Source organism: Streptomyces sp. P9-2, from assembly GCF_051903975.1.
Lineage (GTDB): Bacteria > Actinomycetota > Actinomycetes > Streptomycetales > Streptomycetaceae > Streptomyces > Streptomyces cellulosae.
In genome coordinates, this window is record NZ_CP192633.1 from 1,834,253 (window position 1) to 1,846,834 (window position 12,582).

The window sequence follows — 12,582 nt, forward strand, 5'->3', positions numbered from 1 at the left end:
GTCCCGTACGTGATGGCGTACGGGACCCCGTTCGTGTGACCGAGGGCGTCTCAACGACCCTGCGACGCAAGCTCCTTGGCGGCCTCGGTGAGGTCCTTGGCGGTGTCGATGGCACGCCAGTAGGAGCCCTGCGGGATCGTGAACCCGGCGAGCCGGCGTTCGCGCGCGAGGTGCGGGAACGTGGTGCGCTCGTGGTCACCGCGTTCCGGGAGCAGGCCGGCGAACTCGGGGGAGAAGACGTAGACGCCCGCGTTGATCTCGAAGGTGGACGGCGGGGCCTCGATGAAGTCGGTGATCAGACCGAACCCGTCGGTGCGGACGGCGCCCCACGGCAGGCGCGGGCGGGCCAGCGCGACGGTGGCGACGGCGTCCCGCTCGGTGTGGAAGTCGGCCATGTCGCGCAGCGAGAAGCGGGTCCAGATGTCGCCGTTGGTGGCGAACCAGGGACGGTCCGGGTGCGGCAGGTGGGCGGCGGCGTACTTCAGTCCGCCGCCGCGGCCGAGGGGTTCCGGCTCGACGACGGTGGTGACGGATACGGGCAGGTCCGTGCTCTCCAGCCACTCCTGCAGCACCTCGGCGAGATGGCCGCAGGAGACGACGACGTCGGTCACGCCCTCCTCGGCGAGCCAGGTCAGCTGGTGGCCGATGATCGGGGTTCCCGTGCCGGGGATCTCGACCATCGGCTTGGGCCGGTCGTCGGTGTACGGACGGAGCCGGGAACCCTGGCCGCCGGCCAGGACTACGGCTTGCGTGGGGCGGGACACGGCACGCGGATCGGTCATGCCCGCACTTTACGCGGCCGGGGGCCGCGGACTCCCGGGGGTCGGGGCGCGCGGGGCGCGATGGTGTCGGGGCCTTCCCTCGGACGCCCTCGGGTGGGGGAGTTGAAGTCGGTGCGGCCTGTGGGCGCGTGGCCCTGCTGCCCGGCACCGGACGGGCTCGGGCGCGCGGGGGCGAGACACCGCGCGCCGGGTGGCGGGGGCCTGCGGTGCTGGGTGCGGTGCCGGGGTGGGGGCTCGCCCCCGCGAATGCGGCAGCGGGCCTTCGTCCTCGGCCGGCCGGACGGCCGCAGGGGCGTGGGGCCGGTGCCGCCGGTGCGGTGTGGGGCAGTGGGCGCGTCCCGCCCGGATGCGGTGCGGGCGGCGTCGTCGCTGCCCGCGGGGGCACCGCTGCGCCCACCCGTGCCGCCCCTGGGTGCACCTCCCAGGCCCTTAAGACACTGGGGGGAGTCACGACTGCCCGCAGTGGCGGCGGTGTGACCGGAGGCGTGGGCGCGCTAGCCGTTGGTCGTGACCACCTGCCGGCAGTGGCGGCGGGTGGGTGTGACCGGAGGCGCGGCGCGCTGACCATTGGTCGTGACCACCTGCCCGCAGTGGCGGCGGGTGGGTGCGACCGGGGGCGCGGGCGCGCTAGCCGTTGGCCGCGACCACTCCCGACGCGAACGACGTGTCGCAGACCGGGCGGGCGTAGGACTGGGCCTTGGTGGGGCCGTAGACGCGGACGGCCGCCTTGCCCAGGGAGCGGGCGATCGAGGCGCAGTGCTTCGCCAGGGACGGGCGGTCGTTCACCGCCTGCTGGAGCTGGGTCAGGGCGGCGCCCGGGTCCTTCTTCTGGAGCTCCATCAGGAGCTGGTCCCGCAGCACGTCCTGGGGGGCGCGGGAGGCGGCCCGCGACGAGGCGCCGGCGGCGGACGTGTCCGCGGCGGTGAGCACCGGACTCTGCGGGTTCCCCGACCAGTCGACCCGCGCGACCGCGAGGGTGCCGGAGAGCACCAGGACGACGGGCAGGACGAGGGCGAGGGAGCGGCCGATCCGGCGGGCGGGGCCCCGGCCGCGTCGCGTCTGAGGGTGAATGGAGTGCGTCACGCGTGTGAGGGTAGCGTCCGGTAGCCGAGGTGAAACATTCCGTCACCGTTACGAGGGACGTGGAACGCCTACTTCCGCGCCGCGTGTTGACGAGTTGGGGTAATTCGTCGGAATTGCCGGGGTATTTGTCGACAACGCGAGGGGCCCCGCAGCGGTGCTGCGGGGCCCCTCGGCGTCAACGCGCTCAGTCGGACAGGCGGGCGCCCGTCGACGTGGAGAACACGTGGGTCTCGCCGGAGCGCGGCACGACGTGCAGCGTGCTGCCCTTCTCCGGGACCTCACGGCCGCCGACGCGGACCACCAGGTCCTTCGCCTCGCCGCCGATCTGCGCGGTGCCGTAGACAAAGGCGTCGGAGCCCAGCTCCTCCACGACGTTCACGGTGACCGCGACGCCCTGGTCGGAGTCGGCGCCGGCGACGTCGAAGTGCTCGGGGCGGACGCCCACGGTGACGGTCTTGTCGCTGGTGGCGGAGAGCGCGTCACGCTGCACCGGCACCACCGAGTTGCCGAACTTCACGCCGCCGTCGGCGACCGGGACCTCGACCAGGTTCATGGCCGGGGAGCCGATGAAGCCGGCGACGAAGAGGTTCGCGGGCCTGTCGTACATGTTGCGCGGGGTGTCGACCTGCTGGAGCAGACCGTCCTTCAGCACCGCGACGCGGTCGCCCATGGTGAGGGCCTCGACCTGGTCGTGGGTGACGTAGACGGTGGTGATGCCCAGGCGGCGCTGGAGCGACGCGATCTGCGTACGGGTGGACACACGGAGCTTGGCGTCCAGGTTGGACAGCGGCTCGTCCATGAGGAACACCTGCGGCTCACGCACGATGGCGCGGCCCATCGCCACACGCTGACGCTGACCGCCGGAGAGTGCCTTCGGCTTGCGGTCCAGGTATTCGGTGAGGTCGAGGATCTTCGCGGCCTCCTCGACCTTCTTGCGGATCTCCGCCTTGTTGACGCCGGCGATCTTGAGCGCGAAGCCCATGTTGTCGGCCACCGTCATGTGCGGGTAGAGCGCGTAGTTCTGGAACACCATGGCGATGTCCCGGTCCTTCGGCGGCAGGTGCGTGACGTCGCGGTCGCCGATGCGGATGGCGCCGCCGTTGACGTCCTCGAGGCCCGCGAGCATGCGGAGCGAGGTGGACTTGCCGCAACCGGACGGGCCGACCAGGACGAGGAACTCGCCGTCCGCGATCTCGATGTCCAGGGCGTCGACGGCGGGCTTGGTCGAACCCGGGTAGATGCGGGTCGCCTTGTCGAACGTGACAGTGGCCATGTGAATGGTCCCCTTCTACCGGCAGGAACGTGCCGGACGATCCGAGTAGGAAGGTGATGCCACGACGGGTGTTCCGTTGTGGTGTGGTCCACACGAGTGAACTGGCTCAGGACGGTACCTGGCGTTCACCTGCTTGTCAGCAGTTTCCCGGCTGTGAATTTCGCGGGAACTTTCGATCCTGTTCGGATCCGGTCGGCTCTGGATCAGCCTGCCTCGGGGCGGTCGGCTTCGGGGCGGTCGGCGGGGCGGTCGGCGTCGTAGCGGGCGGCGTCGTAGCGGGCGGCCAGGACCGCCACCGCCTCGGCGACCGCCCGCCGCAGTCCCGGCGGGCCCAGCACCTCCGCCTCCACGCCGAGCCGCAGCAGATCGCCGGTGGCCACCGCCTCCGACTCCACCGGCAGTTCCACCTCCACCCAGCCGTCCTCGTCCGGCGGCCCCGCCGCCGCCAGCGCCCGCGCGCCCGCCGCCCCGAACTGCATGGGCAGCAGCTTCCGCCCGCGCGGGGACAGCCGCAGCCGTGCCGTGTCCTGCCGCAGCGCCGCCTCCAGCCGCCGCGAGGTCTCCGTCCAGTACACGGCCAGGTCGAACCCGGCGGGCCGGGTGAACTCCTCCCCGGTCTCCTCCACCTCCTGGAACCGGGAGACGCGGTAGGTGCGCACCGCGTCGTCGGCGAGGGCGATCAGGTACCAGATGCCGCCCTTGAGTACGAGCCCCAGCGGCCGCACCTCCCGCCGCACCTCGCCGCGCCAGCGTGCGTACCGGGTCCGCAGCACCCGCCGCTCCCACACCGCCCGCGCGACCGCCGCCAGGTACGGCACCGGGTCGGCGTCCCGGAACCAGGCCGGCGCGTCCAGGTGGAACCGCTCGCGCACCCGCCGCGCCTGCTCCGCAAGCCCCTCCGGAAGCGCCGCCTCCACCTTGAGCTGGGCGCTCGCCAGGACCGCCCCGAGCCCCAGCTCCCCGGCCGGCCCCGGCAGCCCCGCGAGGACCAGCGAACCGGCCTCCGCGTCGGTCAGCCCGGTGAGCCGCGTCCGGTACCCCTCCACCAGCCGGAAGCCGCCCTGCGGCCCGCGCTCGGTGCGCACGGGCACCCCGGACGCGCCGAGCGCCTCGACGTCCCGGTAGACGGTGCGCACCGACACCTCGAGTTCGGCGGCGAGTTGGGGCGCGGTCATCCGGCCGCGGTTCTGCAGCAGCAGGAGCAGGGTGAGGAGCCGGTCGGCGCGCATGCGGCCCATTCTCAGGCCGTGGCGCCGTACCTGACAGAAGGTGTCAGGTACGGCCGGAAAGCTGGGCGGCACAGCGCTGGACGCGCCCCTGGAACCGACCCCGGAGGAACCCGCATGCCCGTCACCGAGACCGCCGGCCACTTCACCTTCGCCGACTGGAAGGAGATCGCCGTCTCGCCGGAGGACGCCTTCCCCCGGCTCGCGCACGCCACCGTCGTCAACGCCTTCACCGGAGTCATCGAGGCCGAGGCGACCGTCTGCAGCTATGCCATCGCCTACGACACCGCCGCCACCGGCGCCTTCGCCGGGATGGAGCTGGTCACCGGCCGGGTCGACGGCCGCGCGGGCGCCTTCGCGCTGGAGGAGCGCGGCCGGTTCGCCGACGACGGCACCGTGCACTGCACGTTCGAGGTGGTCGTGGGCTCGGCCACCGGGGAGCTGGCGGGACTGCGCGGCACGGGCGGCTTCACCTACCGGCACGGCGAGACGAAGGTGCCGTACACCTTCGCGTACGAGGTGGGGCGCGCCTGAATCAAGTGCGTGGCTCGGCGAAACCGGCACTGTGTACAGTGGACCGCGCTTCGCGCGCGCCGCGCGCGGTGCCTCCTTAGCTCAGATGGTCAGAGCAGCTGTCTTGTAAACAGCAGGTCGTCGGTTCGAATCCGACAGGGGGCTCCAGCGACTTCCCCGGGCCGGACCTTCTCCGGCCCGGGTTCTTCATGTCCCGGGCCCTTCATCGCGTACGGCCGCGCAGGCGGCGGGCGATCTCCAGGTCCGCCTCGTTCAGGGGGCGGCCCTCCTCGGTCTCCCACAGGCAGTTCTGCAGCACCCGCCCGTACGTCCACGCCCGGGCCCGCGCGCGGTCCAGGCCGAGGACCTCGGTCATCGCGTCGAAGCGCCACAGGACGTCGGCGGGATCGAAGTTGTTGGCGAGGGCGGGCCACAGGTCGAAGCCGGGGTCGCCGGCGAGCGGCTTGGGGTCGATGGCGAGCCAGGGCGCGCGGTCGGCGGCGAGGACGTTCTCGTCGTGCAGGTCCCAGTGGAGCAGCCGGTCGCCGGGCTCGTCCGCGACCTCGCGCACGGCGGCCGCGCAGTCGGCGACCAGGCGGCGGGCCTCGGGGTCGGGGATGCGGTCGAGGACGGCGGGCGTGCGCTCCAGCATGGACGCGGCCATGTCGCCGAGGCGGCGCATCCCCGGGGGCGCCGGGGTGGTGTGGAGGTGGGCCAGGAGGCGCGCGATGACCAGGACGCCCTCGTGGACGTCCGGCCGGTGGGCGAGCATCCGGGAGGAGTCCAGGCGCTCCAGCAGCATGGTGCCGGTCGGCTCGTCGTGGTCGAGGAGGCGGACCGCCCCGTCGCCGTCCCAGAGACGCAGGGCGACCGGCTCGCCCTCGCTCTCGTGGTCGCGGATCTGGAGCTTGAGCGCCGCCGGGGTGCCGTCGGCGCGGTCGACGGGGAGGACCAGGGCGCTGACGCCGTGCAGGGGCGCCCCGACGAGGCGCAGCTCCCAGCGGTCCAGGAAGTCCGCGGCGAGGCCGGGGAGGGCGGCGATGAAGGCGCGCCCGGCCTCCTTGTTGAACTTGACCTGGGCCTCGGCGAGTTCCGCGGGGATGTCGATCACGCCTCGCACGGTAGTGCCGTAAGGGGGCGGGCGCGCCGGGATTTTCCAGCGGGCGGGGCGCTACGGCTCCAGGACCACCTTCCCGGTCGTCCCCCTGTTCTCCAGCGCCCGGTGGGCGTCGGCCGCCCGCGACAGGGGGAAACGCCGCACGGCGGGGGTGAGCCGGCCCGCGGCCGCCTCCGCGAGGGAGCGGGTCTCCAGCGTGCGCATCGGGTCGTCGCCGCCGGCCCGGCGCAGCATCTCGGGGCCGAGGACGCTGACCGAGACGCCGTCGACGAGGTACGGGCGGTCGCTGCCGATGCCCTGCGAGGTCCAGCCGAACACCACGTGCCGTCCCTCCGGCGCGAGCAGGCCGGCCAGGGTGCGGGCGACGTCCCCGCCCACGCCGTCGTACACGACGGTGAGCTTGCCCCGGTACTCCTCGAGACGCTCGGGCCAGTCGGGGGCGGTGTAGTCGACGGCGAGGCCGGCGCCGGCCCGCGTGGCGAGCGCGGTCTTCGCGGGGCCGCCGGCGAGGCCGATCACGGTCGCGCCCGCGTTCCGGGCGTACTGCACGAGGAGGGTGCCGATGCCGCCCGCCGCGGCCGGGACGGCGACCACGTCACCGGGGCCCGGCTCGGCGAACTGCACGATCCCCATCGCCGTGCGGCCCGTGCCGATCATGGCGACGGCCTCGGCGAAGTCCAGGCACTCCGGGATCTCGTGCAGGCGTGCGGCGTCGGCGACGGCGAGTTCCGCGTAGCCGCCGGGAGCGAAGCCGAGGTGGGTGACGACCCGCTTGCCGAGCCAGCCGTCGGGGGCGTCCGGGCCGAGCGCGTCGACCACCCCGGCGATCTCCCGGCCGGGGATCGTCGGCAGCTCGGCGGGGCCCGGGCCGGGGCCGCGCAGGCCCTCGCGCAGGGCGGTGTCGAGGAGGTGGACCCCGGCCGCCCGGACGGCGACCCGGACCTGGCCGGGACCCGGCACCGGGTCCTCGACCCGCTCGTACGTGAGGTTCTCGGCGGGACCGAAGGCGTGCAGTCGGACGGCGTGCATCGTGCTCCCCCTGGGCTGTCACGGGGCGCCCGTGCGCCCCGGCATCCACCGTGCGACCTCAAGCGCGCTTGAGGTCAAGGGCGTCCCGGCCGAGGGCGAGGGAGACGGCGGTGAGGGCGCTGGTGAAGGACACCTCGGAGAGCACGCCCGGCGCGGCGACCCGGTCCCCGGCCAGGTAGACCCCGTTCCCGCGGTCCACGGCGGGCCGGTCGCGCCAGGTGGCGCCGGGCGGGTCGACGGCGCCGGTACGGGCGTCCGCCAGCGCCTCGCGCCGCCAGGTGAGCCGGTCGCGCCAGCCGGGGAACCCCAGGTCCAGCAGCTCGTCCGCGCGGGCGGCGCCCTCGGCCTTCGACGTGCCCGGCCCGACCGGGATCTGACTCTGGATCAGCTGCTCGCCGGCCGGGGCGAGGGTGCGGTCCTGCGCGGTGAACCGCTCCAGCCAGCCGGGCGCGTCCAGGTCGGACACCACGAACGGGTCTTGGCGCCGGGTGCGCAGCGCCAGGTCGACCAGGACGGTACGGCCGCTCGGCCAGGTCAGCGAGGGGTCGCCGAGGAGACGGCGGGCGGACTCCAGCGAGGTGGCGACGATCACCGGGGTGTCGGTGGGGAGGGTGTCGACGCGGGACAGGGTCTCCACGCGCACGCCCAGGTTCCAGGCGTGGGAGGCCATCCGGTCGATCAGCGCGCCCCAGCCGCCCCGCGGGTAGTGCGCCTCCGGAGGCAGCTTCGTGGCCCGGCGCAGCCGCTCGTGCACGAACGCGGCGGACAGGGAGCCGGGGTCGTGGTGGAAGAGCGCGACCGCGGAGAAGTGCGCGGCGGCCCGCGCGCCCTCCGGGCCGGCGATCCCGGTGGCCCAGGTGAGGAAGTCGGCGTCGACGGGCGCCCGCAGGCCGGGGCGCAGCAGCTTCAGCATCGCGGGCGGCGGGGTGCGGCGCAGGGCGCCCCGGTGACGCAGCCGCAGCCGGGCCGCCTCCCGCAGCGGCAGCGGGGCGAGCGGGCCGAGCAGGCCCCTCTCGCGCAGCCAGGTCCAGTGGGGTCCGCCGCTGTAGAGGGCGTGCGGGCCCTCGTTGGTGCGGTAGGGGGCGTCGGCGGTGCGGGCGCGGCCGCCGAGCGTGTGGTGGGCCTCGTACAGGGTGACCTCGGCGCCCGCCTCGGCGGCGGAGACGGCCGCGGTGAGTCCGGCGAATCCGCCGCCGACGACGGTGATGCGGTGCATGACTGGGCTTCTCCCTCGGTCGGGCTCGGTCGGTACACAACCAGGACGCCCGGCGGCGCCGGGATGTGACACGCGGGGCGTTTCCGCAGGCCGGACGGGATGTCAGAGGCGGGGTGCAGCATGGTGCGCATGGTGCGTGGAGCGGCGGCGGGGAGACCGGGTGTGCGGGCGGCGCGGAGGCCGGAGCTGCGGCTGCCCCCGCTGGAGGCGTTCGAGGGGGGTGGTCTGGAGCCGGACGGGGATTACGACGGGCTGGAGTTCGCCGGCGCGGACCTCGCCGGGCAGGACGGCGCGGGCGCGCGCTTCATGGACTGCGCGCTGCGGGGGTGCGCGCTGGACGAGACGCGGCTGTCCCGGGCCCGGCTGCTGGACTCGGTGCTCGACGGGGTGCGGGGCGTGGGCACGGACCTGGCGGGCGCGACCCTCCGCGACGTGGAGCTGACCGACGCCCGGCTCGGCGGCACGCAGCTGCACGGGGCGGCGCTGGAGCGGGTCCGCGTCCGCGGCGGGAAGATCGACTTCCTGAACCTGCGCTCGGCCGCCCTCAAGGACGTCGTCTTCGAGGGCTGCGTCCTGGTCGAGCCGGACTTCGGCGGGGCCCGTCTGGAGCGCGTCGAGTTCACCGACTGCACACTGACGGCCGTGGACCTGTCCGGCGCCACCCTGAAGGACGTGGACCTCCGCCAGGCGGCCTCACTGGAGATCGCCCGCGGCGTGGACCGCCTGTCCGGCGCGGTGATCAGCACGGCGCAGCTGCTGGACCTGGCGCCGGTGCTGGCGGGGGAGCTGGGGATCAGGGTGGAGGAGTGAGCATGGGTGCGGGGCCGCCACCCGGTCCGGGGAATCGTCGAACGGACGTGCGTGTTGTTCGTATGCTCCGCGCATGAGAATCTTCCGGCCGCGTGGCCCTCTTGACGTGTCGTCGGTCGGATCGCCTCTGGCCCAGGCGGTCGCCATGCACCGGGCCGGGCGCCACGCCGACGCGGAGAGGGAGGCCCGGGCCGTGGCCGCGTCCCGGTCCCGGCGACGGAACGACACGTGGGCGCCCGTGGCGCTCCACGTCGCCGCGATCGCGGCGGGCGCGCAGGGGCGCCATGCCGAGGCCGTCGCCCTCCACGACGAGGCGCTGCCGCACTTCGCGAGGGCCTTCGGGGACGGGCATCCGCAGACGCTGAAGGCGCGTTCGGACCGCGCCCAGGTGCTGACCTCGCTCGGGCGGTACGCCGAATGCGAGACGGAGTGCGCGGCCGTCGTGTCCGCCGCGGCCCGCAGGCCGGAGCCGGAGGCGGCCCATGTGGCGCTGGCCGCCCGCAACGGACAGGTCTTCGCCCTCACCGCGCTGGGCCGCCACCCCGAGGCCGAGGCGCTCGCCCGCGAGGTGCTCGCCGCCGCCCGGGGGATGCCCGAGCGCTTCTCCCTCGTCCTGCGGCTCAACCTGGCGCGCAGTCTCAACGGTCAGGCCCGCCACGAGGAGGCGCTCGCCGAGGCGGAACACGCCCTGCGGCTGCACCGCGGCCTGCCCGCCGCGGAGCAGCGGCCGGAGGCGGGCGCCGTCGATCTGGCGACGGCCACCGCGCTGCTCGGGGTGGGCCGCCGCGACGAGGCGCGGGTGCGGGCGGTGGCCGCTCACGACGCCTGTCTGGCCGTCCTCGGCCCGGACCACCGACGCACCGAGGAGGCCCGGGAGCTGGTGGACCGGATCGGCGCCTGACCGTTCACGGCCGCCCCGCGGGGCCCGTCAGCTCACGCGGGGGAAGCGGGACTGGAGGGTCCAGATCGCCGGGTTCTCGCCGAGGTCCTCGTGCAGGTCGATCAGGTCGGCCAGCAGGTCGTGCAGGAAGTCGCGGGCCTCACGGCGCAGTTCGGCGTGGGAGAAGGTCAGCGGCGGCTCGGACGCCGGCAGCCACTCCGCCTCGATGTCCACCCAGCCGAAGCGCCGCTCGAACAGCAGGCGGTCCGTGGACTCGGTGAAGTCCAGCTCGGCGTGCTGCGGCCGTGAGGCGCGCGAGCCCGCCGGGTCGCGGTCGACGCGCTCGACGATGTCGCACAGCGCCCACGCGAAGTCGAGCACCGGCACCCATCCCCAGGTCGTGGAGATCTCGCGGTCCGACTCGGTGTCGGCGAGATAGACGTCGCCGCAGAACAGGTCGTGCCGCAGGGCGTGGACGTCCGCGCGGCGGTAGTCGGTCTGCGGGGGGTCGGGGAAGCGGTTGGAGAGGGCGTAACCGATGTCGAGCACGTGGGTGATGGTGTCACGGTCCAGGCCATGAACCGCCATAGGATCCCGGCGTGCGCACCCCCCGCCCCCTGAGCCGCGGAACCGCCGCCGCCCTGCTCGCGGTGGTGCTCGCCGCGTGCGGGCCCGGGCCGGGCGCCGAGGGCGCCGGTGACGACGGCGCGGGCGACCCGTACTTCCCGAAGGCGGGCAACGGCGGCTACGACGTCACCCACTACGACCTCGCCCTCTCCTACGACCCCGACGACCGCCGCCTCACCGGCACCGCGACGATCGACGCCCGCGCCACCGAGGACCTCACCGCGCTGAACCTCGACCTCCAGGGCCTCGACGTGGACGCCGTCACCGTCGACGGCGCGGGCGCCCGCTTCGGCCGCGAGGGGCAGGAGCTGACCGTGCGGCCGCGCCGCGCCCTCGACCGGGACGCGCGCTTCCGGGTCGTCGTCCGCTACTCGGGGCGTCCCGAGACCGTCACCGACCCCGACGGCTCCGAGGAGGGCTGGCTGCGCACCGCCGACGGGGCGCTCGCCCTGGGCCAGCCGGTCGGCTCCATGGCCTGGTTCCCCGGCAACCACCACCCCTCCGACAAGGCCACCTACACCCTCTCCGTCACCGTGCCGGAAGGGCTGCGGGCGGTCTCCAACGGCGAACCGGCCGGCGAGGAGACCGAGGACGGCCGCACGACGTACCGCTGGCACACCCCCGAGCCCATGGCGAGCTATCTCGCGACGGTCGCGATCGGCCGCTACGACGTCCACCGCGCGGAGACCGCCGGCGGGCTGCCGCTGTTCACCGCCGTCGACCCCGAGCAGGCGGGCGCGAGCCGCGCGGCGGTGAAGCTGCTGCCGGAGGTCGTGGAGTGGGCGGAGCGGCGGTTCGGGCCGTACCCCTTCTCCTCCGCCGGCGCGATCGTGGAACGCCCCGGGGACGCCGGGTACGCCCTGGAGACGCAGAACCGCCCCGTCTTCGCGGGCGCCCCCGACACCGCCCTGCTGGTCCACGAGATCGCCCACCAGTGGTACGGCGACTCCGTCACCCCGCGCACCTGGCGGGACATGTGGCTCAACGAGGGCTTCGCCACGTACGCGCAGTGGCTGTGGGAGGAGGACCACGGCGAGGGCAGCGCGCAGAGCACCTTCGACCGGCTGTACTCCGGCTCGTACTTCCCGGACGCCGGGACCAACGCCGCGCTCTGGTCCTTCCCGCCCGCCGACCCGCCCGGCGCGGCGCACATCTCCGCCACGCCCGTGTACTGGCGCGGCGCGATGGTCCTCCACATGGTCCGCGGAACGGCCGGCGACGAGGCCTTCGGCCGCCTGCTGCGCGGCTGGGCGGCGGAGCACCGGCACGCCAACGCGAGCACGGACGACTTCACCGCGTACGTCGAGAAGACGGTGCCGGACAAGGACTTCTCCCGGGTGTGGGAGGAGTGGCTGTACGGGGAGGGGCGGCCGGAGAGCGCGTCCTAGGCGGGGTCCGGTTCCTGGGCGGGGCCCGGTTCCTGGGCGGGGTCCGGGCCGGGCGCGGTGAGGGGCTTGCGCAGGACCCGGCACGGGCGCCCGAGCTCGCGGTCGCGGCGGCGGTCGATCTCCGTGTAGCCGAGGGCGGTCCAGAAGGCGAGGCCCTGGGCGTTGTCCTCCAGCACCGCGAGCCGTACGGCGGTGTGGCCGGCCGCGCGCAGGCGGTCCTCGACGAGTCCGGCGAGGCGGCGGCCGTGACCACGGCCGTGCAGGCTCGCGTCCACCATCAGCAGGCCGATCCACGGGTCGGGGTCGGCGGGGTCGGGGTGCTCGGAGAGCGTGACGGCGATGCCGACGAGAAGCCCCTTCTCGCGGGCGAGCAGCACCTCGGTGTGCGGGTCCGCCAGCTCACGGGCCAGCTCGGCCGCGACCTGCTCCGGCCGGATGTCGTACGGGTCGGGGAAGTCGCCGCTGAGGGCGTGGAAGGCGTGGTTGGAGGCGTACAGGGCGGTGACCTCGGTCAGCACGGGGCCGGGGAGGTCGCCGTCCGGGGAGAGGCGCAGCGGGTCGAGGAACACGGGGGCAACGTAGCGCGCGGGCGCCGGGCGGGCGCGCCGGCCGGGGCGGGCGCGCCGGCCGGGCACGGC

13 protein-coding genes and 1 tRNA gene are annotated in these 12,582 nt (G+C 74.7%); 5 read left to right on the forward strand and 9 right to left on the reverse strand.

Annotation, left to right across the window (positions count from 1 at the left end):
• Nucleotides 1–50 precede the first annotated feature (50 nt).
• The 4 genes from ACQY0Z_RS08670 to ACQY0Z_RS08685 all read right to left on the reverse strand — a co-directional run bounded on the left by ACQY0Z_RS08670 (nt 51) and on the right by ACQY0Z_RS08685 (nt 4,367).
• Nucleotides 51–782 (reverse strand): nucleotidyltransferase family protein, encoded by a 732-nt coding sequence (locus ACQY0Z_RS08670; protein WP_189896286.1) that lies wholly within the window; start codon nt 780–782, stop codon nt 51–53.
• Between the two features lie 627 nt (nt 783–1,409).
• A complete protein-coding gene (locus ACQY0Z_RS08675; RefSeq protein WP_019523952.1) occupies nt 1,410–1,865 on the reverse strand; it encodes a hypothetical protein in 456 nt (151 codons plus the stop codon).
• Between the two features lie 184 nt (nt 1,866–2,049).
• Nucleotides 2,050–3,138: an ABC transporter ATP-binding protein gene (locus tag ACQY0Z_RS08680; RefSeq protein WP_019523951.1), complete on the reverse strand. Its 1,089-nt coding sequence runs from the start codon at nt 3,136–3,138 to the stop codon at nt 2,050–2,052.
• A 203-nt stretch (nt 3,139–3,341) separates the two neighbouring features.
• Nucleotides 3,342–4,367, reverse strand: a complete 1,026-nt coding sequence (locus ACQY0Z_RS08685; RefSeq protein WP_381730276.1) for a helix-turn-helix transcriptional regulator — start codon at nt 4,365–4,367, stop codon at nt 3,342–3,344.
• A 114-nt stretch (nt 4,368–4,481) separates the two neighbouring features.
• On the opposite strand from ACQY0Z_RS08685, the gene ACQY0Z_RS08690 reads away from it, so the two are divergent.
• Both ACQY0Z_RS08690 and ACQY0Z_RS08695 read left to right on the forward strand, forming a co-directional pair.
• Complete coding sequence (locus ACQY0Z_RS08690; RefSeq protein ID WP_439812045.1) at nt 4,482–4,898, forward strand: DUF3224 domain-containing protein; 417 nt, start codon at nt 4,482–4,484, stop codon at nt 4,896–4,898.
• 70 nt (nt 4,899–4,968) lie between these two features.
• Nucleotides 4,969–5,045: transfer RNA gene (locus ACQY0Z_RS08695), tRNA-Thr, on the forward strand.
• A gap of 55 nt (nt 5,046–5,100) precedes the next feature.
• Here the strand turns inward: ACQY0Z_RS08695 and ACQY0Z_RS08700 are convergent.
• From ACQY0Z_RS08700 to ACQY0Z_RS08710, 3 genes are read right to left on the reverse strand one after another with little or no spacing between them, the layout of a single operon-like run.
• Nucleotides 5,101–5,997: an aminoglycoside phosphotransferase family protein gene (locus ACQY0Z_RS08700; RefSeq protein WP_439812046.1), complete on the reverse strand. Its 897-nt coding sequence runs from the start codon at nt 5,995–5,997 to the stop codon at nt 5,101–5,103.
• 51 nt (nt 5,998–6,048) lie between these two features.
• Nucleotides 6,049–7,023 carry a zinc-binding dehydrogenase gene (locus ACQY0Z_RS08705; RefSeq protein ID WP_189896279.1) on the reverse strand — a complete coding sequence of 325 codons (975 nt, stop codon included), beginning with the start codon at nt 7,021–7,023 and terminating at the stop codon, nt 6,049–6,051.
• Between the two features lie 58 nt (nt 7,024–7,081).
• On the reverse strand, nt 7,082–8,239 hold the full coding sequence (locus tag ACQY0Z_RS08710; protein WP_381730279.1) for an NAD(P)-binding protein: 1,158 nt from the start codon (nt 8,237–8,239) through the stop codon (nt 7,082–7,084).
• Between the two features lie 129 nt (nt 8,240–8,368).
• On the opposite strand from ACQY0Z_RS08710, the gene ACQY0Z_RS08715 reads away from it, so the two are divergent.
• Nucleotides 8,369–9,049, forward strand: a complete 681-nt coding sequence (locus ACQY0Z_RS08715) for a pentapeptide repeat-containing protein (protein ID WP_381728644.1) — start codon at nt 8,369–8,371, stop codon at nt 9,047–9,049.
• 73 nt (nt 9,050–9,122) lie between these two features.
• On the forward strand, nt 9,123–9,950 hold the full coding sequence (locus ACQY0Z_RS08720; protein WP_347224968.1) for a tetratricopeptide repeat protein: 828 nt from the start codon (nt 9,123–9,125) through the stop codon (nt 9,948–9,950).
• Between the two features lie 27 nt (nt 9,951–9,977).
• On the opposite strand, the gene ACQY0Z_RS08725 is transcribed toward ACQY0Z_RS08720, so the two are convergent.
• Nucleotides 9,978–10,478, reverse strand: a complete 501-nt coding sequence (locus ACQY0Z_RS08725) for a hypothetical protein (RefSeq protein ID WP_439812047.1) — start codon at nt 10,476–10,478, stop codon at nt 9,978–9,980.
• Between the two features lie 50 nt (nt 10,479–10,528).
• Between ACQY0Z_RS08725 and ACQY0Z_RS08730 the strand changes: the two genes are divergently transcribed.
• Nucleotides 10,529–11,944: a M1 family metallopeptidase gene (locus tag ACQY0Z_RS08730; protein ID WP_189896272.1), complete on the forward strand. Its 1,416-nt coding sequence runs from the start codon at nt 10,529–10,531 to the stop codon at nt 11,942–11,944.
• Here the strand turns inward: ACQY0Z_RS08730 and ACQY0Z_RS08735 are convergent.
• Nucleotides 11,941–12,513 carry a GNAT family N-acetyltransferase gene (locus ACQY0Z_RS08735; RefSeq protein WP_439812048.1) on the reverse strand — a complete coding sequence of 191 codons (573 nt, stop codon included), beginning with the start codon at nt 12,511–12,513 and terminating at the stop codon, nt 11,941–11,943. The two genes, ACQY0Z_RS08730 and ACQY0Z_RS08735, sit on opposite strands and share 4 nt — an antisense overlap.
• Nucleotides 12,514–12,582 lie beyond the last annotated feature (69 nt).

Bases quoted from the DNA above. Each gene is read 5' to 3' on its own strand.
- ACQY0Z_RS08670 (WP_189896286.1), bottom strand. From the start codon at position 782: ATGACCGATCCGCGTGCCGTGTCCCGCCCCACGCAAGCCGTAGTCCTG.
- ACQY0Z_RS08680 (WP_019523951.1), bottom strand. From the start codon at position 3,138: ATGGCCACTGTCACGTTCGACAAGGCGACCCGCATCTACCCGGGTTCG.
- ACQY0Z_RS08685 (WP_381730276.1), bottom strand. From the start codon at position 4,367: ATGCGCGCCGACCGGCTCCTCACCCTGCTCCTGCTGCTGCAGAACCGC.
- ACQY0Z_RS08690 (WP_439812045.1), top strand. From the start codon at position 4,482: ATGCCCGTCACCGAGACCGCCGGCCACTTCACCTTCGCCGACTGGAAG.
- ACQY0Z_RS08705 (WP_189896279.1), bottom strand. From the start codon at position 7,023: ATGCACGCCGTCCGACTGCACGCCTTCGGTCCCGCCGAGAACCTCACG.
- ACQY0Z_RS08710 (WP_381730279.1), bottom strand. From the start codon at position 8,239: ATGCACCGCATCACCGTCGTCGGCGGCGGATTCGCCGGACTCACCGCG.
- ACQY0Z_RS08715 (WP_381728644.1), top strand. From the start codon at position 8,369: ATGGTGCGTGGAGCGGCGGCGGGGAGACCGGGTGTGCGGGCGGCGCGG.
- ACQY0Z_RS08720 (WP_347224968.1), top strand. From the start codon at position 9,123: ATGAGAATCTTCCGGCCGCGTGGCCCTCTTGACGTGTCGTCGGTCGGA.